Below are 19,885 nucleotides of genomic sequence, written 5' to 3' on the forward strand. Positions count from 1 at the left end.
ACGGTGTACTGGAACGCAGCTGCCTCGAAAATGCAATCAGGGCCGGTGTGCAAGGGCATGAACGAATGGAGAACATCTAGACCCCGAGTCGGTCAATAGTTGGGGTACCGATTGGGGTATCGGCTCGTCGCAAAGCGCCGAAATGAGCGGCCGGGGCGGAGGGAATATCCGTCCTATACAAGCTAAAAGGGCCGAGGCATTCTACCATCTAGAGACCGCATAAGCGCTGCTAACTCTCTGAGGGCGACCTGAAAGGCCTCATCCGTTTCAACGTCGCGGAGCTTGAAGGCATGAATCGCATTTCGGTTATGTTGGAGCCGCCTGCAGAGGGCCAATTGGTTGTTGGGCAACAGTTCGCTCTTCTCGTACGCATCGAGCATATTGTCGAACGTCAAATTGCTGGGCAAGGTCAGCACCTGATACTTTTTATTGAATGCGCGTGATTCCAGCATTTTCTTATCTTTAAGATAGTCCGCCAGGAAGACGGTGAGAAAAAGGCGCAATGCGCCTTCGAGAACAGCGCCTAAATTGGTCCAAGCTAGAACGAGGTCCCCGTCCGACAGCGGCTCGTCCCGAATCCATTGTTGAGTTGAGTGTGCAAGACTGGCCACTCGCCGAAGATTAGCTTCAGCCAACGCCGCTGCAGCCTCTGCCGGCGCCCACCCATCAACCTTTATCCAAAACCCAGCCCAGTCGTCAGCGATCATCGCTATCCGCTGAGCGATTGCGGAAAGGGGTAGATTCGTGGCCCCAGCCACCCAGTCGCTCTGCTGTGTTTCCAGAAACACCATCATGTCGTCTTTCATGGCGTCACCCTCCTCAAGCGAGATAGTCATGCTCACCAACGCAGCGGTCAAGGCCGCGCGGATCCAGCCGCGCGCCTACAAAATGTTCGATGAGCGCGGGCTCTTCCTGTTTGTCGCGCCTAGCGGCCTCAAGTCCTGGCGGCTCAAGTACCGCGCCGGCGGAAAGGAGCAGCTGCTCTCCCTTGGCCGGTGGCCCGACATGTCTCTGGTCGAGGCGCGCGCCGGCGCCGATCGGGCGCGATCGCTGATCGCGGCCGGGCTTGATCCTCGCGATCGCGAGGCCGCGGCGCATTCCGACCAGTTTGAGACTGTTGCCCGCGCATGGTTTGAGGACCGGCGCGGACGCTGGTCGGCCGAACATGCTCGCGATGTGATCTTGAGCCTCGAGCGCGACGTTTTTCCCCTCCTGGCGAAAAACCCCATCGGCGGAATCGAGGCCGTGCAGCTGCTCGAGATCGTGCAGTCGATCGAGGCGCGAGGCGCCATCGAAACCGCGCGTCGGATCCGGCAACGCCTGGACGCGATCTTCTCCTATGCGATTGTCCGCGAGCTCTGCACGACGAACCCGGCCGCAGCCCTGCGCGCGGAGCTGGCGCCGCCGCCGAGCGTGCAGCGGCACCCAGCGCTGGTCGATATCGAACAGCTGAAGGCGCTGCAGGTCGCCGTTGACGCGCTGGACGCGGCGCCGCGCGTCCAGCTGGCCTCGCGGTTCCTTGCCCTGACCGCCGTGCGCATTGGCGCGCTGCGCCTCGCGCGCTGGGCTGAGATCGAGGGCCTGGACGGCCCTGCCCCGCTCTGGCGGATCCCGGCCGCGCACATGAAGCTGACCCGCGTGCGCAAGGCGGACGCGGCCAATGATCATCTGATCCCGCTGAGCCTGCCGGCGGCCGAGCTGCTGCGCGCTGCCGCCGAGAACGGGTACGATACCCATTCTCCGATCTTTCCGATCGGCGCCGGCGCGATCGGCGATCTCTACAATCGGGCCGGCTATGCCGGCCGGCATGTCCCGCACGGTTGGCGCGCGAGCTTCTCGACCATCCTCAACGAGCAGTGCCCCACCGAAAAGGACGTCATCGACCAGGCCCTCGCGCATGCGCCGACCAACAAGGTCGAGGCTGCCTACAACCGCGCGGAGCATCTGGCGCGCCGACGCGATCTGTTTTGCCGGTGGGCAAAGCTGCTCATTAATTAGTCAGCGGCCCCGCCAGGTTGCCTGTATAACCATGAGATCTCGCAGCTGGATCAAGCCGGCGCGGCCAGCTTCCGTGCAATTTTGAAGCTGCGCTTCAACACCTGCGATTGCAGTCTCCCATGTAAGCGCAGCAACATCCTCGACAGCCTCAGCAAAATCAGTGGCAACTCTGCGCTTCGCTTTCTCGAAACCGCTCTTGGGCAGGTGCGCGCACAAATCATACTCCGACAGGACGACGCCGCGCATTGCCTCAATCACGCCCGGTTCGCCCTCAGTGACGGCATTCCACCCAATCGCGGCGTTGGCGCTCAAATTGTCCCGCCATTGATCTGTGTAATCGGTCATTGGTGATAATCCTCCGGTGCGTCGGGGCGATCATATTCGGTGCCCGTCACGAGCAGCGTCGCTGCGAGCATTAATGACTGCAACAGTTCATGCGGTGACCGGTCGTAAAACTCCCCGAGTAACGCCTCACACCGGGCTACTGCAGCGGTCAGCCTTGTCCGGTCCAGCGGGGAAATTAGACCTTCGACAATGCAGCGCTGATAGGCCGTCGATGATCCGAGTATATTCAACACTTCCGTCGGCGCCAGTTCGGAGAAATCGTCGATAAGCAGCATCAACTCAGAACGCGCCCAGTCGATCATAGCGCGCTGGTCATCAGTCAAACGCCACAGGTGCGGCGGCGCCAGCATAGCAGCGGCGGTGGCAAGTCGGGGTTCCGGAAAGAAGACGCGCGTGATAGGCGCTAGCACAGCTTGGTTCATGGGGTCCTATCCCTGATCTGAGTTAGGAGCGGTGCAAGGTTGCCGCCTTGCGCCGCTCTGCTTTTTTAAGTACACCTAAATCATGAGCGGGTCAAATATAAAAGGTGTGCCTAAAAAGAGGGGCCGTCCGGCTACCGGCAAGGATCCTACGTTGACGTTCCGGGCGCCGGCCGATCTGATCAAACGGATCGAGAAATTCGCCGCAGCGAATGAGGTGCCGCGTTCCGAGGCGCTCCGCCAGCTGGTCGAGAGTGCCCTTCCGGCGAAGGACTGATCTTCTTATCCCAACAATGAGCCTGGGCGTCTGCGCTCTGTCGTCCCGCGACTCCGCTGCGGGATTGGCACAGTTCATGCCCGGTATCCCCCGTGGATACCCCCCGGGCCGGCCCAAGCCGGTTCGGTCCCGCCATTGCAGTGGCAGGATGACATCGCCTCATGGACACTTCTGGTGGGATGACCGCTTAAATTGCGCCTGCCGAAGGCAGTCCTTTTATCCTTTATCTTCTGGGAACCGAGAATAGTGAGCCGTTTATGGACTCGCACTCCCCTTCCCAAGATGCCCGTTGAGCCGCCCCAGATTCAACAGCAGGTTGCGGGTGATGGGGCACTTGATCCCGGCAATGCTTGCCTCGGTTTCACTTTGGCCTTGGACGACACGGCGGGGAGAATCCGCAGCCTTCTGGTTAAATACGCCCAGGAAGATGTGCGCTTGATTCCGCGCTGCTTGTCCGATGCGGGCCAAGTTTCGCTTGAGCGTGCACCAGAAGTCTTGCCAAGCTGCCTTGGACAAACGGCGGCGCAAGTCGAAGTAGTAGGCATTCGGCGCCTGCTTGCGTCGGGGACCGGGTTGTCCATCAATGACGTCGTCACGCTTCTCGCTGCGCCGGACACGAGAGATGAATCCCCAATACTCCAATCGTTCAATGGCGCGGATTGCTGCCTTTCGGTCTTTTCCAATTCTGCGTGCCATCGTGCTGTAATCGACATAGAAGTCGCCGCTGTCGTAGCGCAGGAAATCTAGCGCACGTTCAAGGACGGCGATGTCCGTCCACTGCAGCTTGCCGTAGTCACGGTAGCCCTCTCGATGCTGCCGGATCAGTTCGCGCTTGGCGGCCGCAAGCAATGCGCTTTTGAATGCGCCGCCATGCTCGGCGGAGCCGTTGCCGATCTTTCGACCTGGCTTTGCGCGTCGGTCATCCACGTCATAGCTGCAGCGCATGACGGGATCTCGGACGAGGCGCGCTCCCACGGACGGGAGCATCATGCTCGCGCTCCAGCGAGCTTGTTCAGTCGATCGGGAGCAACGATGCTGCGGGCGGCGCGTCCTTCAGGAGCATGTCCGCCCAAATCTGCGCCAGTTCGCGCCGGCGGGGCATATAGGCGGCCCGATTGTATGCGGCTTCGACGTCGCCACGCATGTGGGCCAGCATCAGGTCGATGATCGCGCGGTCGAGGACGTTGTCGTTCTGCGCGGCCATTTCGTTCATGATGGTTGAGAAGGTCGCGCGCCAGCCATGCGGGACGTGTCGCCCCTGATAACCCGCATCCCGATAGATTTTGCTCAGCGTACTGTCTGAAATCGGCCTGGTTGCCTTCACCGTATTCGGGAACAGATAGGGCCGGCCGTCCGAGACGACAGCAGCGGCCTTGACCACTTCCACGGCCTGCCTCGCTAGCGGTACGACGAACTGATATGCCGCGTCGGCCTTGCTCTCGCGTGACAGCTTCATTTTCGCGGCCGGAATGCGCCAAAGTGGCGCATTCCCGTCGAGATCCTCGAACTCGCCCGGCTCGGCCAGCCGCAACACACCGGGCCGGACCGCTGTCAGCGCCAGCAGCCGCGACGCGAGCTTGGTCCCCACATAAGCGTCGGTCGTCGCCTCCACTGCGGTGATCAGGGCGCGCGCCTCCTCGATCCTGAGCACGGCAGGACGCAACGTCCGCGTGCGCGGTTTCAGCGCCGGCTGGACGACATTTGCTGGATCCGTCTCGGCCAATCCGGCACCAATCGCGAAGACGAAGATCGACGAGATATGTTGCCGGACGCGCTGGGCCATCACCAGCGCATCGCGCGCTTCGATCGACCGGATGACTTTGAGAACCGTCGCTGCGGTGATGTCGGCCAGTGGCATGGCGCCGATGGATGGGAAGACGTCCGTCTCTAGCCGGTCGAGGATCTGGCCGGCATAACGAGGCGCCCGGACAAGAGACTGATGCTTGTGCCAGTCCCGGGCAACCTGCTCGAAGGTCGGCAGCGCTTCCAGTTGCGCCGACTTGGTGCCCGGGTCGCCGCCTGCCCGCAATGTCCTGCGCGCTTCGTCGCGCAGCTCGCGCGCCTTCGCCAACGACACCTCGGGGAATTGGCCGAACGAGAGTTTCTTCTCGACGCCGCCAATACGGTACTTCCAACGCCAACTGCGCGTCCCTGAAGGCAGGACGTGCAAATAAAGCCCATTCGCGTCCGCAAGCTTGTATGGCTTCTCCCGCGCCACGGCATTTCGGCACGCCAAAACTGTCAGCAAACAGGCCCCCACTGGCCCCCAACGGAGCCCCCAATTCGACAGTGCTGCACCGGGACAGCCCGAGACAGCAAGGGAAGGCGAATTGCCTAATTTCATGCATTTGGCAAGAGTTGTGAGAAACTGTGGGAAGAGAGGAGCAGGCCCCGATGCTGCTACTCGGGGAGCCACTTTCCACAGATCGCCGGCCTGCTCGGCCGGACCTGCCGGCCCGCACTGCCGCAAAAAGGGTTAGCCGCGTTGACAGGCTCGCCTCTCCGCTCCCATGAGCGGTCGGCCATGAAACTTGCTTATCTTCTCAACATGTATCCGCTGATCAGCACGACGTTCATCCGTCGCGAGATCGGGGCGATCGAGGCGCTTGGTCAGCCGGTCGAGCGCTTTGCCCTGCGGCACTGGGATGGCGAGCTGGTCGACCCTGAGGATATCGCCGAGCAGGCGCGCACGCACTATATCATCACCGGCAGCAAGGCGGCGCTGCTGTGGGACGTGCTGCTCACCTGCCTGCTGCATCCGGTCAGAACGCTGCGGGTGCTGCCGCTCTGGTGGCGGGTGTGGCGCAACGCGGGGCGAAACCTTGTCGCCCATGTCGCCTATCTGCTGGAGGCCATGGCTTTCGCCCGCCGCGCCAATGCGCAAGGGATCGATCACGTCCACACCCACTTCTCCACCAACGCGACCACCGTGGCGATGCTGGCCCGGCGGCTGGGTGGGCCGTCCTACAGCTTCACGGTCCATGGTCCCGATGAGTTGGTGCCCGGCGAGCCGGCCCGCCTCTCCATCCGCGAGAAGGCACGCGATGCGGTTTTCATCGTCGCCATCACCCGTTACTGCCACGATCGCATCGTAGCGGAGGCCCCAGAGGCGGCCCAGAAGGTCCGCATCGTCCATTGCGGCATCAACCTCTCCGACTTCCCCTATCAGCCTGCCCCGCCCGAGAGCAGCCGAGTGATCTGCATCGGCCGCCTGTGCGCCAACAAGGGCCAGATTCATATTCCGCCCGCCGTCGCTGCCGTGATCGGGGAGTTTCCCGACTTGGTGGTCGAGCTGATCGGCGGCGGGGACGACGAGCACGCGCTACGGCAGGCGATCCGGGCACATGGCGTCAAGGATCATGTCATCCTGCACGGCTGGGGCACCGGTGCCTATGTACGGGAGCAATTGCTGGCCGGTCGCGCCATGCTGCTGCCAAGCTATGCCGAGGGCCTGCCCATCGGGATCATGGAAGCCTTCGCCATCGGCCGACCGGTGCTGAGCACGACCATCGCGGGCATCCCCGAGTTGCTTGACGAGCGCTGTGGCTGGATTTTCGCGCCTGGCGATGAGGACGCCATTGCCGAGGCCCTACGCGGCATCATGCGCGCCACGCCAGAGCAGCGGGCTGCGCTGGGCGCCGAGGCGCGGCGCCGGGTGGAAGAGCGGCACGATCTGTTCAAATCGGCCCTGACCTTGCTCGATTATTTCAAGGCGGACGCAGCCTCCGGCCGGCAGCGTTAAATCAAACAAAAAGGCGCCGGACCCGATGGTCTGGCGCCCTTTTTTAGAAGGCCGACGGTTAGACGGCCATCCGATCAGCCGACGATTTCTTCCGGCTTGAAGAAGTAGGCGATCTCGATCGCGGCATTCTCTTCGCTGTCCGACCCGTGAACGCTGTTGGCTTCGATCGACTCGGCCAGTTCCTTGCGGATGGTTCCCGGCTCGGCATTGGCGGGGTTCGTGGCGCCCATGATGTCGCGATTGCGCTTCACGGCGTCTTCGCCTTCCAGAACTTGCACGACGACCGGGCCCGAAATCATGAACTCGACCAGCTCACCGAAGAAGGGACGCTCCTTGTGCACCGCGTAGAAGCCCTCGGCCTGCTCGCGGCTCATGTGGATGCGCTTGGACGCCACGACGCGCAGGCCGGCTTCCTCCAGCATCTTGGTGACAGCACCGGTCAGGTTGCGACGGGTCGCGTCGGGCTTGATGATCGAGAAGGTGCGGGTCGCCGCCATGAGAAATGCTCCGGTAAAGAAAACGAAAGAGTTGAGGTCGCGCGCGCTCTACCCGCGAAGCGACGGCCGATCAAGAGCAGCAGGCGTCCACGGGTTACGATCAATTAAGCGCTTTGAGTTCACATTGTTAAAGTTTGCCATGATTGGGTGCGCAAAGGGGGAATGGGAACATGCAGGGCGCGGAGGCAAAGGAATCCATTTATCGGATCGACAGGCATGATGACGGGTCGCTGCGCTTTCACAGCATTGCACCGGAACAGCAGCGCTGCTTTCCGGAGGTGGCGACGGTGACGACGCCCTGCCTGACCTTACCAGCAGAGGCGGCGAAGCCAGCACTGGTTCGAGCCGCCGCGCGCAAAAGCTCCTGCAACCGCGCTCCCGAATATCCGGCGATTTGCTGGCCGGATCTCGGACCGGGCGAGAGCCTGAATGCCTTTGGCATGTTCTGGAAACGCGAACTGGTGTCCTGGTCCGGACAACCCCTCCTCCTCGGCCGGCGCACGAAGGGGGCGCCATTGTTCAACTTTGCCCGTCAGGTGGGCCTCTACCTCCTACAGGATGGCGCGCGGACCGTCTATGTCGGGCGTGCGAGCAACGATCTCTATGCGCGACTCAAGACGCATACGACCGACCGACTTGCCGGCCGGTGGAATCGCTTTTCCTGGTTCGGCCTGCGAGACGCCAGTCAGCATTTGCCTTTCGCGCAAAGCGCGTGCTGGAGCGAAGCCAATATGCTCAGGACCATGGAAGCGCTGTTGATCGAAACGCTCGAACCGCCGCTCAACCGACGCGGCGGAGACGGGCTGAGCGGCCGTGAATTTCTTCAGGCCAGCGCACCGACGTCCCTCAAGAGTCGTCATGCAGAAGCGCGCGCCGATACCAGCAAGAAGCCGCGTCACATGCGGTGAGCGAATCCGGCGCGCCGGCGGTGCCTCAAGGCCCTTGGCGCCACCGCCCGCCATCCTGCTTCCAGAAGCGCGGCGTGATGCCCTCGGATCGACTCAGCGCCTTCCAGGCCAGCCGCGCACCGGCCACCGTGGCATCATCGAAAAAGTAGAAAACCCGCTCGAAGCCCAGCGCTTCATCCCGCCACAGGCCATCGGCCAGCGCGACATGGCGCGCACCATTGGCGGCATCACAGCTCGGCGCGAGGAGGATCGGCTGGACCTGCGGCATGGGTGCATCCGCATGATCGTTGGCCAGATAGCTCTCCGGCCCAGCACTCCACAGACCCTCGGAGATACGGTCGAGCTGGTCGCGCTCGGCGGAAACGACCAGCAGGCGCCCGCCGCCATCAAGCACCCTGCGCGCGATGGCGGGCACCGTCGCCTCGACGGGATCCCGGCTGAGCTGATAGAAATCCACCTGCATGTTGCGGCTCTAGCGCGATCCGGCCCGGCTGCGAAGGCCGGGCCGAAATATGCGCAAGACCTCAACCGGCCTGATAGTGATCGCGGATCAACTGATCGAGCAGGCGCACGCCATAGCCGGTAGCGCCTTTCTCCCATGTCGCGCCGGGCTTGTCGGCCCAGACCATGCCGGCAATGTCCAGGTGCGCCCATTTTACGCCCTCCTGCACATAGCGCTTGATGAACTGCGCCGCCGTGATCGAGCCGGCATAACGCGGGCCGATGTTCTTCATGTCGGCAATGGGGCTGTCGATCAGCTTGTCATAAGCTGGCGACAGCGGGAAGCGCCACAATTTGTCACCGCTCTCGCGACCGGCCGCGAGGAGCTGTTCGGCAAGGTCATCGTCATTGCTGAACAGGCCGCCATGCTCGCTGCCGAGCGAGATCAGCATCGCCCCGGTGAGGGTCGCGAGGTCGATCACAGTCTCGGGCTTGTAGGTCTGCTGGGTCCACCAGATCGCATCGCACAGCACCAGACGCCCCTCGGCGTCCGTGTTCAGCACTTCCACGGTCTGGCCGGACATGGTTTTGACGATATCGCCGGGACGCTGCGCGCCGCCGTCCGGCATATTCTCGACCAGCCCGCAAATGCCGACGACATGCGTGGGTGCTTTGCGCAGGGCCAGCGCCTTCATCGCGCCGGCAACTGCCCCAGCGCCGCCCATATCCCACTTCATGTCTTCCATGCCCGCACCGGGCTTGAGCGAAATGCCGCCAGTATCGAAGGTGACGCCCTTGCCGACCAGCGCCAGCGGCTTGGCCTGCGCGCCATTGGTGCCGTCCCAGCGCATCGCAAGAATGCGCGGCTTGCGCACCGAGCCCTGTGCCACACCCAGCAAGGCACCCATGCCGAGATTGGCCATATCCGTCTCATCCAGCACGCTGATTTCAATGCCGAGATCGACCAGATGCCGACAGCGCTCTACGAAGCTCTCGGGATAGATGATATTGCCTGGCTCGGCGACCAGTTCGCGCGTGAATGCAACACCTTGTGCGACGGCTTTGGCATCATCTACGAGCGCCGCCAGATCGCCGGACTCATGAACCAGCGTTACGGTTTCGAGCGTCGGCTTGGCCTTCTCCGCCAGCTTCGTGCGATAGGTGTCGATGCGCCATGCGCGCAATTCCGCGCCCAGCGCGATCCGGGCGAGCGCGTCGGCGGTAAGCCCCGCGCTATCGATCGCGACATGCTTGACGCCGGAGGTCTGCAGCCGTGCCGTCACCGCGCCGCCTGCCTTCTCCAGATCGGCCGGCTTGCCCTCGCCCGTCCCGACGAGCAGGACGCGGAGAGTCTTGCCCGCCTCGGCCACGAACAGTTCCACCACGGCGCCTGCCTCGCCGCTAAAGCGCGATGCCGCCGCCGCCTGCGCCGCCAGAGCCTGCGCCTCGATGCCCGGCGACACGGCGGCGCCCTTTGCGACCGGGAAAACGAGGCAGTCCATGTCGGCAGGGCGACTGGCGGAAATGGCGATGTGCATGGATACAAGCTCCTGGAAAGGAATTATGTGGCCAGATGACCTGGTGTGAATATGGAAGCGGAATAGCGCCTTGCCAGGGGGTATGCCACGGCAAAGGGACCGTTAAGCGCGATTTCACGCTTGGGAAGGCAATTGCGGAGCGGGCGCTGCAGTGCAATAGGGCAGCGTTGCACACGGCGCGCGCAGACCGCGAGCCGCGCTGGGAGAATGACGATTGGTTGCCACGATGAGCCGTGACACGCGCGAGCGGACCATGATGCGCGTGCACCTGTGCATCAGCGCGCCAGCTCTGATTCTGGCGATGGTCATGGCCGCGCCGGCCTACGCCCAGACGCAGGCGGAGCCGCCTGCGCAGGGCGAACCCCCGCTCACCATCGACAATGTGGCGCCTCAGGATATTCCCGCCGGCGCTGAACCCGATTTTCAAGACCGCCCGGCCAAGGCAGAGGCCGAGACTGTCCCCATGCCGGCAGCGCCGGTCTCCAAGAGCGAGATCAATTTCCAGGCCGACCGGATCGACTACGACAGCAATGCCGATATCGTGCGCGCATCCGGCAATGTCCGCGTTGCCCGGCACGATGCCAATCTGTCCGCCGATCAGGTCGAGTGGGATCGCAAGGCCGGCACCGTCATTGCCCGCGGCGACGTGTTGCTCGTCAACGAGCGTGGCGACCGCGCTTATGCCGATGAAATGGACGTCACCGAAAGCCTGCGGGACGGCATCATCGACAATCTGCTGATCGTCACCAACAGCGAGAATCGTCTGGCGGCGGTGAAAGCCCAGCGCAATGACAATATCTACGTGCTGGACAAGGCGGCGTTCACGCCCTGCAAGGTCGAGACGGTCAAGGGCTGCCCCAAGGAGCCGACCTGGCAGATTCAGGCCGATCGCGTCATTCTGGACGAGGCTCGCCAGCGGGTGCGTTATGAGAATGCGCGCGTCAGCATGTTCGGCCTGCCCCTGCTTCCCCTGCCGGGCCTGCGCCACAGCATTGGCGATGAAGGAAGCAGCGGCTTGCTGGTGCCGGATATCGGCTATGATCGGCGCAACGGGGTGCAATATGTGCAGCCTTATTACTGGCGGCTTGCGCCAAATCGCGATCTGACGCTCACGCCCTATGTCTACAGCGCGGTGCTGCCGATGCTCGGCGCCAGCTATCGCGCCCTGCTGTCTAAGGGTGCCTATCAGATCACCGGCTATGGCACGGTCAGCGCCGTTACGCCGGTCACGGGCGAAACCGATGTCACCAGCGATGAGCGTCTGCGCGGCTACATCGCTGCCAGCGGCAAGTTTCAGTTCGACCCGCTCTGGTCGTTGACCGGATCGCTGCGTTACGCGTCCGACCGTACCTTCCTCAATCGCTATGACCTGAGCCACGAGGATCGTCTGCGCTCCACGCTCAATCTGGAGCGGATCGGCAGGCGCAGTTATCTCTCGATTGCCGGTTGGGCCTTCCAGTCGTTGCGCTCGGGGGACCGGGCCGGTCAGGTTCCCATCGCCATTCCCGCCATCGATTACCGCCTGCGCACCACCGATCCGCTGTTCGGCGGACGGGTGGAACTGCAGGCCAACAGCCTGTCGATCCTCCGCACGGATGGGCAGGATACCCAGCGCGCGTTCGTCGGCTTCACCTGGAAGCAGAGCCGGCTGACCGGCATGGGACAGGAAGTCTCGTTGACCGCTTATGCCCGCGGCGACGTCTACAACAGCGCGCAGAACGATCTTTCGCCAACGGTGGTCTATCGCGGTGAGGAAGGCTGGCAGACGCGAGGAATCGCCGCGTTGGCGCTGGATGTGCGCTGGCCGTTCATCGGGCAGGCTTTTGGCGGCACCCAGCGCCTGACACCACGCATCCAGCTGGTTGCCGCGCCCCGCCTCGCCAACCTGAATGTACCCAACGAGGATGCCCGCGCGATTGACCTAGAGGATTCCAACCTCTTCGCGCTCAATCGCTTCCCCGGCTATGACCGCTTCGAGGATTCGACCCGCATCACCTATGGGTTCGACTACCGCTTCGACGTGCCGAATTTCTCGTTCGATACCACCGTCGGCCAGAGCTACCGCATCGATGACCGCCCGTCCCTGCTGCCCAATGGCACCGGCCTGTCCGATCGGCTGTCGGACATCGTTGGTCGGTCGGAAATCCGTTACAAGGATTTCCTGTCCTTCACCCACCGCTTCCGCCTCGACAAGGATGGATTTGCCGTCCGCCGCAACGAGATCGAGGCGACGGTTGGTACGCGCCGCACTTATGCCGAGGTCGGCTATCTGCGGCTGGACCGGAACATCACGTCCGGCGTCGAGGATCTGCGCGATGTCGAGGAAATCCGCCTCGCAGCGCGCGTCGCCTTTGCGCGCTTCTGGTCGGTCTTCGGCTCGACGAACATCGATCTGACCGGCCAGCGGGACGATCCGACGAGCACGCTGTCCGGCTTCGAGCCGGTGCGCCACCGCCTCGGCATCGCCTATGAGGATGACTGCCTGGAACTCGGCTTCACCTGGCGGCGCGATTACCAGACGGTCGGCGATGCCCGTCGCGGCAATTCGTTTCAACTGCGGCTGGTATTTAAGAATCTCGGCCTGTAAAGACTCCAGCTTCGCAAAGGGTGTGAAGGCCGGGCGTCATCCGTCGCTCAGGCCCGGTTCAGCCGCCGCGCATTAATCCGCCGGGCAGGTCGCGGCCTCTTGAGGCCGCCTGCTTCTGAATGGAGAGCAAGTTTGACTGACGTGAACAGCGTGAAAAGGATTTCCTCCCGTTTCACCGCCCGGATTCTTGCAGGCGCCGCGACGGGCCTTTTGGCGTGCTCAGCCATTGCTCAAGCGCCGGAAGGCCAGACCGAGGATGCCGCCGGAGCCACCGCGTCCGCGCTCGATATTCCCGCCTCGGTGGTGCTCTTCGGCAAGCGCGACCCCAATGTCCGCACTGCGACGGCGCTGGTGAACGGCGAGGTCATTACCCAGACGGATGTGGAGCAGCGGCTCGCACTGGTGGTTCTCGCCAATGGCGGCAATGTCAGCGCCGAGGAAAAGGACCGCCTGCGCCTGCAGGTGCTGCGCAACCTCATCGACGAGACGCTGCAGATTCAGGAGGCAGCGGCCAAGGACATTCGCGTCCCCGCCGCCGAGCTTGACGAGAACTTCGCCCGCGTCGCCGCGAACTTCCGCTACACGCCGGACAATTTCGCGAAGTATCTTGCCGCGCAGGGCTCGTCCGCACGCAGCATCCGGCGCCAGATCGAAGGCGAGGTTGCTTGGAGCCGCCTGCTGCGGCGTCAGGTCCAGCCTTTCGTGAACGTCTCCGAGGACGAGGTCCGCTCGACCTATGAGCGCCTCCAGGCCGCCAAGGGCAAGGAAGAGTTTCACATCGGCGAGATCTATCTCTCCGCCAACCCGTCGAACAGCCAGCAGGTGGCCGAAAACGCCCAGAAGATCATGGCGCAGATTCGCCAGGGTGGCTCGTTCCAGGCCTATGCGCGGCAATATTCGGAAGCATCGACCGCCGCGGTCGGCGGCGACCTTGGCTGGGTGCGCGCCGCGCAGTTGCCCGAGCCACTGGCCGAAGCTGCGCAGCAGCTTCAGGTCGGCCAGATCGCCGGCCCGATTGCTATTCCGGGCGGATTTTCGCTCGTCTATCTGATCGACAAGCGCCAGGTGCTGATGGCCGACGCACGCGACGCCGTTCTGAGCCTCAAGCAGGTCGCCATCGACTTTCCCGCCGGCACATCGGCGGCCGAAGCCCAGCGCCGGGCCAACGCATTCGGGGAAGCCCTCAAGAAGCTTCAGGGCTGTGGATCGGTAGAGGCGATGGCCAAGGGCGTCGGTGCGACAGTCATCGAAAACGATATTCAGGCGCGCAACCTGCCGCCGCAGCTCCAGTCCATTCTGCTCTCGATGCAGGTCGGCGAATCCACGCCGCCCTTTGGCTCGGCAACGGAAGGCGTCCGCGCGCTTGTTTTATGCGGCCGGGACGATCCGCCAGACGCGAGCGCACCCTCGGTGGAGTCGATCATGGCGCAGATGGAGGAAGACCGCGTGAACAAGCGTGCACGCACATATCTCCGCGACCTCCGTCGCGATGCGGTGATCGACTATAACTGACGTCTTCCGCACGATGTATTCCGCGTCCGCGCTGCCGCGGCCGATCGCGATATCGCTGGGCGATCCCGCAGGGATCGGCCCGGAGGTCACCGCGAAAGCCTGGGAAGCGCGGGACGCGCACACTCTCCCGCCTTTCTTTGCGGTCGGTGACAGCGCCGCCATCGCTGCGGTCTGGCAAGGCCCGGTAGCGATGATCGGCGACCCGATCGAAGCCGATGCGGTGTTCGGCAAGGCGCTGCCCTGCCTGCAGGTCGCCGACGCCGGTGAGATCATCCCCGGCCAGCCCTCGATCGATGGCGCGCGCTGCGCGTTCCAAGCGCTGGAAGCGGCCACGGGGCTGGTGAGGGCGGAAAGCGCCAGCGCCCTTGTGACCGCGCCCGTCTCCAAATCCCAGCTGTCCCAAGTCGGCTTCACGCACCCGGGTCAAACCGAGTTCGTGGCCGAGCGCTGCGGCGTCTCGCGCGGCAATGTGGTGATGATGCTGGCGGGCCCTTCGCTACGGGTTGTGCCGCTCACCATCCATATTCCCTATACAGAGGTGCCGGAGGCACTCACTGCCGCGCTCATCCGCTCCCGCGCGTTGGCCACCGCGCGCGGTCTCAAGCGCCTGTTCGGCATCGAGAACCCGCGCCTCGCCATGGCCGGCCTCAATCCCCATGCGGGTGAGAACGGGATGCTCGGCGCGGAAGAAACAACGCTGATTGCGCCGATGCTCGAACAATTGCGCGAAGACGGCCTCGACATTTCCGGGCCGCATTCGCCGGATGCCTTGTTCACGCCCCGCGCCCGTGCGCTCTACGATGCAGCCTTGTGCTGCTACCACGATCAGGCGCTGATCCCGATCAAGGCGCTGGACTTCGATGAGGGCGTGAACATCACGCTGGGCCTGCCGATCGTGCGGACATCGCCCGACCATGGCACGGCGTTCGATCTGGCAGGCAAGGATCAGGCGCATCCCGGCGCGATGATCGCCGCCATTCGCATGGCGCAACAGGCCGAGCTCAATCGCCGCGCCTGGGTCGATCCCTGCCAGCCCTCATGACCCCACTTCCACCGCTGCGCGAGGTCATTGCCACGCATGGCCTGCGGGCCAGCAAGGCGCTGGGCCAGAACTTCCTGCTGGACGAGCAGTTGCTGGATCGCATCGCCGCGATTCCGGTGGATCTGACAGGCGCGCGCGTATTCGAGGTTGGCCCCGGTCCCGGCGGGCTGACCCGCGCTCTCCTTCGCGCCGGCGCCCAGGTCACGGCCGTCGAACGTGACGCCCGCTGCATTCCGGCGTTGGCCGAAGTTGCAGCGGCGTTTCCTGGCCAGTTGCGCGTCATCGAGGATGATGCTTTGCGGGTCGACCCCGTGGAGGCCTGCGGCGGACCGGCGCATATCGTCGCGAACCTGCCTTATAATATCGGAACGGCTCTGCTCGTCGGCTGGCTGGAGAGCGGCGTGTGGCCGCCCTGGTGGCTCTCCGCCTCGCTCATGTTCCAGGCTGAGGTGGCCGAGCGGATCGTCGCGCAGCCCGGCAGCGATGCCTATGGGCGGCTGGCGGTGCTGGCCCAGTGGCGCAGCCGTGCGCGCATCGCGATGAAAGTCCATCGGTCGGCCTTCACGCCGCCGCCCAAGGTCATGTCCGCTGTGGTCCATCTCGTCCCGGCCGACGCGCCCGGCGGGGTCGAGGTCGCAACGCTCAGCCGGTTGACGGCCGCCGCCTTCGGTCAGCGGCGCAAGATGCTGCGGCAGAGCCTCAAGGGGCTGCCGGGCGCGCTCGATGCTTTGGCGGAAGCCGGGATCGACCCCAGCCGCCGCGCCGAGACACTCAGCGTGGACGATTTCGTGATGCTCGCGCGCCTGATGGGGCGCTGAGCAAGTTCACAGCGCGAAATTTACTGCTGCTCGACCTTCGGTGCGTTGGTCACCGCCTCAGCCGTCGTCACCGGCGGCTTGGTCGTGGCGATCGCGGACGCCAGCTGATCCGCGCTGGCACATTGCGTCTTGCAGAGCAGGCGCAGCTTGGCGAGCGTCTCGCGGGCGCTTTCCACCGCGCCCTTGTCCAGCATCGCGAGCCCTTCGCCTTGCAGGGCCGCCTGATTGCCGGGCTCCAGATCTAGCGCGCGACCATAATAGCGGATGGCCTTGCCGGGGAGCTTCTGGGCGCGGGCGATCTTGGCCAGCGACATGAAGATGCCGGGCTGATCGGGCGCCAGAAGCAGCGCGGTTTCGTAGGCATCGCGGGCCTTGGTGAGATCGCCAGCATCTGCGGCGGCCTTGCCTTTTGCCATCCATTCGGCTGCGCGCGGGCTGGGCGCGGGCGTCGCGCTCTGCTGGGAAAATCCACTGCTTGCCGACAGGGCAAGCGCACTCGCAAGTAAAATGGAGGCGGGGGTAAACCGCATGATTGTCTCCCAGATCGAGCCCTGCGCAACAGACGCCATGGTCGACGACGCTAGCATGGTTTTTCGAGCACCGCGAAGAAAAAGCCGTCGGTTCCGTCATGTGCGGGCGTAAGCAATGTGCCCTCGCCCCATGAACGACCCGACGCCTGTTCCGACCCGGCAGAGTGTACCGGCTGCCATAGGGGATCGGTCCTGACGATTTGCTGAATTTGATCGCGCCCTTCCTGGTCGATCAACGAGCAGACCGCATAGACCAAGCGCCCGCCCGGCTTCACCAGCGGTAGCGCGAGCCGCAGCAGCCGCGCCTGAAGCGCAACCACGCGGTCCAGCCGCGCCGGCGTTAGCCGCCAGCGCGCCTCGGGGTTGCGTCGCCAGGTGCCCGATCCACTGCAGGGCGCATCGATGAGCACGATGTCGCACTGCCCGGCGAGCGGCTTGAGCGCCGCTTCCTCCCGACCGGAATCGAGCAGCAGCGTTTCGATCTGTCCGTCATAGCCGGCGCGCTCGGCACGCGGCGTCAACCGCGCGAGGCGGTCACGCACCGCATCGGCCGCGACCAGCCGCCCGGCAAGGGCGCCGTCTTTGACCATGTCCGCCGCCAGGGCGAGCGTCTTGCCCCCTGCCCCGGCGCACAGATCGAGCACGGTCAGGCCGGGCGTGGCGTGACAGGCCTGCGCGATCAGCTGACTCCCGGCATCCTGCACCTCGGCCATGCCATCATCGGGCACGTCCGTCCCGGCCGGCAGCGCATAGCCATATGTCGTTGCCTCGATCGGCCGGGCGTCAGGCCAACGCGCCAAAATATCCGCATCGCTTGCCCTCAGCGGGTTACGCCGAACGTGGAGAGGCGCACGATCGAGCAGTGCTTCCTGCTCGGCCTCATCGACCAGTTCCGCGAAAGCCTCGGCGGTCCAGCCCGGCAGACGCGAGCCATCCGGCCCCCGTTCCGCCTGGCCCAAGGGCGTCGGCGCATGGACCGAGCCATCAAACAGCGCCGCCAGCGCCGCATCCGCGCGCGCCAGACCCACCATGGCCGCACGGCCGGACAGCGGCGGATCGCCATAGGCCCGCACAGCGCGATAGACGAGGTCGCGCACCGCGCGGCGATCCTTCGATCCGGCATAGCGGCGCTCGCGAAAATAGCGGGCGATTAGCGTATCGGCGGCGGCGCCATCATCGCGCGCACTGGCGATGATGACATCGAGCAGATCGATGGCGGCCTGCACCCGCGCGGCGGGAGTCATACCGCTGCCCCCAATGCAGGGCTGATATCTTTATCGTGTCGGATAATTCGGCGCTTCACGCGTGATCGTCACGTCATGCACATGGCTCTCGGAGAGGCCGGCATTGGTGATCTGCACGAAGCGGGCGCGCTCCTGCAGTTCGCGGATCGTCTTGCTGCCGGTATAGCCCATGGCAGCCTTCACACCGCCGACGAGCTGATGGATGACATCGCGCGCCGGCCCCTTATAGGGCACCTGCCCTTCGATGCCTTCGGGCACCAGTTTCATCTGGTCCTTAATGTCCTGCTGGAAATAGCGGTCCGCGCTGCCGCGCGCCATCGCGCCGACAGAACCCATGCCGCGATAGCTCTTATAGGCCCGGCCCTGATAGAGGAACGTCTCGCCCGGTGCTTCCTGCGTGCCGGCCAGCATCGACCCGATCATCACCGCAGCGCCGCCAGCCGCCAGCGCCTTGGCAACGTCGCCCGAGGTGCGCAGGCCGCCATCGGCGATCACCGGAATACCGCTCTTGAGCGCTTCCTGCGCCGCATCCATGATCGCGGTGAGCTGCGGAACGCCGACGCCGGCAACCACGCGCGTGGTGCAGATCGAACCGGGGCCGATGCCGACCTTCACGCCGTCAGCGCCGGCGTCGATCAGCGCGCGCGTGGCCTCGGCGGTCGCGACATTACCCGCCACCAGCTGGATTTCATTGGAAAGCTTGCGAATACGCGCGACGCTCTCGGCCACCATCTTGGAGTGGCCATGGGCGGTATCGACCACGATCAGGTCGCATTCGGCGTCGATCAGCGCTTCGGTGCGCTCGATACCTTTGTCGCCGACCGTCGTTGCCGCGGCGACGCGCAGGCGGCCGGAAGCGTCCTTGGTGGCCTGCGGATAGGTGACGGCCTTCTCAATATCCTTCACGGTGATGAGGCCCACGCAGCGGAAGGCATCATCGACCACCAGCAGCTTCTCGATCCGGCGCTGATGCAGCAGGCGGCGGGCCTCGTCCTGCGAAACGCCGGTGCGCACGGTCGCGAGATTCTCATGCGTCATCAGCTCGCGCACCGGCTGTGCCGGGTTTTCGGCAAAGCGCACGTCGCGGTTCGTCAGAATGCCGACCAGCTTGCCGGTCGACTCCACAACCGGAATGCCGCTGATCTTGTGCCGCGCCATCAGCGCCTGCGCCTCGGACAAAGGCTGATCCGGGCCGATGGTGATCGGGTTGACGACCATGCCGCTCTCGAACCGCTTGACCGCGCGCACCGCCGCGCACTGCTCCTCGATGGAGAGATTGCGGTGCAACACGCCGATGCCGCCAAGCTGCGCCATCACGATGGCCATGTCTTCCTCAGTCACGGTATCCATGGCCGAGGAAAGAATGGGGATATTCAGCGAAATGTTGCGGCTGACCCGCGTGGACACATCGGCCTGACTCGGCAGCACATCGGACTCGCCCGGCTGAAGAAGCACGTCGTCGAAAGTGAGGCCGAGCCGAATGTCCATATATGTCGCCACCTGATCTGGAGAGACCCCTTGGGGGAATCAGTGGCGGCCCATGTAACCATTTCCCCCGTGCAGGGCTAGGGGGTCGTCAAAGAGAAGGGCGCGAAGGCTGGTTTGCGCCTATCCGAGGGCGGGACGGACCACCCCGCGTCCTACGCGAACACTGCGGCCCAACATCTGCGTCAGCACGAAGAGCAGAGCGGGCACGGCAAGCGTCCAGACCAGATCGGACAGTGTATCATCGAGGCGCAGCGACCGGTAATAAGCGGCCTGCAAGCTCTCGTTCATTAACTCGGCCAGCGCCACTACAGCCAATGGCAACGCCGGATGGCGGCGCGTGAGCGGCCAGACAGCGACCATAGCATAGAGCAGCAAGCCGCCGATCAGGTGCGCGCGCTCGTGCGAAATAGCGAGAAAGCGCAGGCTCCCCTCCGTCAGGGCGACATAAGCGGCGGGAATATCCATGTAGCGATTCGTAAAGAAAGCAGGTTAGCGATCC

General features: G+C 64.1%; 20 protein-coding genes. 8 read left to right on the forward strand and 12 right to left on the reverse strand.

The features are described from left to right. Positions 1-182: 182 nt before the first annotated feature. Positions 183-806 carry a hypothetical protein gene (locus M2341_RS10325; protein WP_264585179.1) on the reverse strand — a complete coding sequence of 208 codons (624 nt, stop codon included), beginning with the start codon at positions 804-806 and terminating at the stop codon, positions 183-185. 28 nt (positions 807-834) lie between these two features. On the opposite strand from M2341_RS10325, the gene M2341_RS10330 reads away from it, so the two are divergent. Continuing rightward, complete coding sequence (locus M2341_RS10330) at positions 835-1,998, forward strand: tyrosine-type recombinase/integrase (protein ID WP_264585180.1); 1,164 nt, start codon at positions 835-837, stop codon at positions 1,996-1,998. On the opposite strand, the gene M2341_RS10335 is transcribed toward M2341_RS10330, so the two are convergent. Continuing rightward, positions 1,999-2,343, reverse strand: coding sequence for a hypothetical protein (locus tag M2341_RS10335; protein WP_264585181.1), 345 nt, complete (start codon positions 2,341-2,343; stop codon positions 1,999-2,001). Next, the gene (locus M2341_RS10340) at positions 2,340-2,765 is read right to left on the reverse strand and encodes a hypothetical protein (protein ID WP_264585182.1); all 426 of its coding nucleotides are present in this window, start codon (positions 2,763-2,765) and stop codon (positions 2,340-2,342) included. Before M2341_RS10340 ends, M2341_RS10335 begins: the two co-directional genes overlap by 4 nt. A gap of 151 nt (positions 2,766-2,916) precedes the next feature. On the opposite strand from M2341_RS10340, the gene M2341_RS10345 reads away from it, so the two are divergent. Next, on the forward strand, positions 2,917-3,039 hold the full coding sequence (locus M2341_RS10345) for a ribbon-helix-helix protein, CopG family (protein WP_264585183.1): 123 nt from the start codon (positions 2,917-2,919) through the stop codon (positions 3,037-3,039). Positions 3,040-3,294: 255 nt separating this feature from the next. On the opposite strand, the gene M2341_RS10350 is transcribed toward M2341_RS10345, so the two are convergent. Together M2341_RS10350 and M2341_RS10355 are read right to left on the reverse strand one after the other, a co-directional pair. Next, positions 3,295-4,029, reverse strand: coding sequence for a hypothetical protein (locus tag M2341_RS10350; RefSeq protein WP_264585184.1), 735 nt, complete (start codon positions 4,027-4,029; stop codon positions 3,295-3,297). Between the two features lie 22 nt (positions 4,030-4,051). Beyond that, the gene (locus M2341_RS10355; protein ID WP_264585185.1) at positions 4,052-5,287 is read right to left on the reverse strand and encodes a tyrosine-type recombinase/integrase; all 1,236 of its coding nucleotides are present in this window, start codon (positions 5,285-5,287) and stop codon (positions 4,052-4,054) included. A 276-nt stretch (positions 5,288-5,563) separates the two neighbouring features. Here M2341_RS10355 and M2341_RS10360 point away from each other — a divergent pair, with 276 nt between their 5' ends. Further along, entirely contained in the window at positions 5,564-6,781 is a 1,218-nt protein-coding gene (locus M2341_RS10360; RefSeq protein ID WP_264585186.1) for a glycosyltransferase family 4 protein, read from the forward strand. Between the two features lie 74 nt (positions 6,782-6,855). Here the strand turns inward: M2341_RS10360 and ndk are convergent, their stop codons facing one another. Further along, a complete protein-coding gene (gene ndk / locus M2341_RS10365) occupies positions 6,856-7,278 on the reverse strand; it encodes a nucleoside-diphosphate kinase (RefSeq protein WP_181559849.1) in 423 nt (140 codons plus the stop codon). A gap of 170 nt (positions 7,279-7,448) precedes the next feature. Between ndk and M2341_RS10370 the strand changes: the two genes are divergently transcribed. Beyond that, positions 7,449-8,186 (forward strand): hypothetical protein, encoded by a 738-nt coding sequence (locus M2341_RS10370; RefSeq protein WP_264585187.1) that lies wholly within the window; start codon positions 7,449-7,451, stop codon positions 8,184-8,186. A gap of 25 nt (positions 8,187-8,211) precedes the next feature. Here M2341_RS10370 and M2341_RS10375 read toward each other — a convergent pair whose 3' ends face one another. Both M2341_RS10375 and M2341_RS10380 read right to left on the reverse strand, forming a co-directional pair. Beyond that, positions 8,212-8,649, reverse strand: coding sequence for a DNA polymerase III subunit chi (locus tag M2341_RS10375; protein WP_264585188.1), 438 nt, complete (start codon positions 8,647-8,649; stop codon positions 8,212-8,214). Positions 8,650-8,710: 61 nt separating this feature from the next. Beyond that, positions 8,711-10,165 carry a leucyl aminopeptidase gene (locus M2341_RS10380; protein WP_264585189.1) on the reverse strand — a complete coding sequence of 485 codons (1,455 nt, stop codon included), beginning with the start codon at positions 10,163-10,165 and terminating at the stop codon, positions 8,711-8,713. Positions 10,166-10,391: 226 nt separating this feature from the next. Here M2341_RS10380 and M2341_RS10385 point away from each other — a divergent pair, with 226 nt between their 5' ends. From M2341_RS10385 to rsmA, 4 genes are all read left to right on the forward strand, one after another. Further along, positions 10,392-12,752 carry an LPS-assembly protein LptD gene (locus M2341_RS10385; RefSeq protein ID WP_264585190.1) on the forward strand — a complete coding sequence of 787 codons (2,361 nt, stop codon included), beginning with the start codon at positions 10,392-10,394 and terminating at the stop codon, positions 12,750-12,752. A 141-nt stretch (positions 12,753-12,893) separates the two neighbouring features. Next, entirely contained in the window at positions 12,894-14,264 is a 1,371-nt protein-coding gene (locus M2341_RS10390) for a peptidylprolyl isomerase (protein ID WP_413715701.1), read from the forward strand. A 13-nt stretch (positions 14,265-14,277) separates the two neighbouring features. Next, complete coding sequence (gene pdxA / locus M2341_RS10395) at positions 14,278-15,306, forward strand: 4-hydroxythreonine-4-phosphate dehydrogenase PdxA (protein WP_181559854.1); 1,029 nt, start codon at positions 14,278-14,280, stop codon at positions 15,304-15,306. Beyond that, a complete protein-coding gene (gene rsmA, locus M2341_RS10400; RefSeq protein ID WP_264585192.1) occupies positions 15,303-16,124 on the forward strand; it encodes a 16S rRNA (adenine(1518)-N(6)/adenine(1519)-N(6))-dimethyltransferase RsmA in 822 nt (273 codons plus the stop codon). The genes pdxA and rsmA overlap by 4 nt, the downstream gene beginning before the upstream one ends. Positions 16,125-16,144: 20 nt before the next feature. On the opposite strand, the gene M2341_RS10405 is transcribed toward rsmA, so the two are convergent. From M2341_RS10405 to M2341_RS10420, 4 genes are all read right to left on the reverse strand, one after another. Next, positions 16,145-16,654, reverse strand: coding sequence for a tetratricopeptide repeat protein (locus tag M2341_RS10405; RefSeq protein ID WP_264573000.1), 510 nt, complete (start codon positions 16,652-16,654; stop codon positions 16,145-16,147). Between the two features lie 50 nt (positions 16,655-16,704). Beyond that, positions 16,705-17,898, reverse strand: a complete 1,194-nt coding sequence (locus tag M2341_RS10410; RefSeq protein ID WP_264585193.1) for an RsmB/NOP family class I SAM-dependent RNA methyltransferase — start codon at positions 17,896-17,898, stop codon at positions 16,705-16,707. A 30-nt stretch (positions 17,899-17,928) separates the two neighbouring features. Next, entirely contained in the window at positions 17,929-19,386 is a 1,458-nt protein-coding gene (guaB, locus tag M2341_RS10415; RefSeq protein WP_181559858.1) for an IMP dehydrogenase, read from the reverse strand. Between the two features lie 120 nt (positions 19,387-19,506). Then, positions 19,507-19,851: a hypothetical protein gene (locus M2341_RS10420; protein ID WP_264585194.1), complete on the reverse strand. Its 345-nt coding sequence runs from the start codon at positions 19,849-19,851 to the stop codon at positions 19,507-19,509. Positions 19,852-19,885 lie beyond the last annotated feature (34 nt).

Origin of the sequence: Sphingobium sp. B7D2B, assembly GCF_025961895.1 — a bacterium.
Taxonomy (GTDB): domain Bacteria; phylum Pseudomonadota; class Alphaproteobacteria; order Sphingomonadales; family Sphingomonadaceae; genus Sphingobium.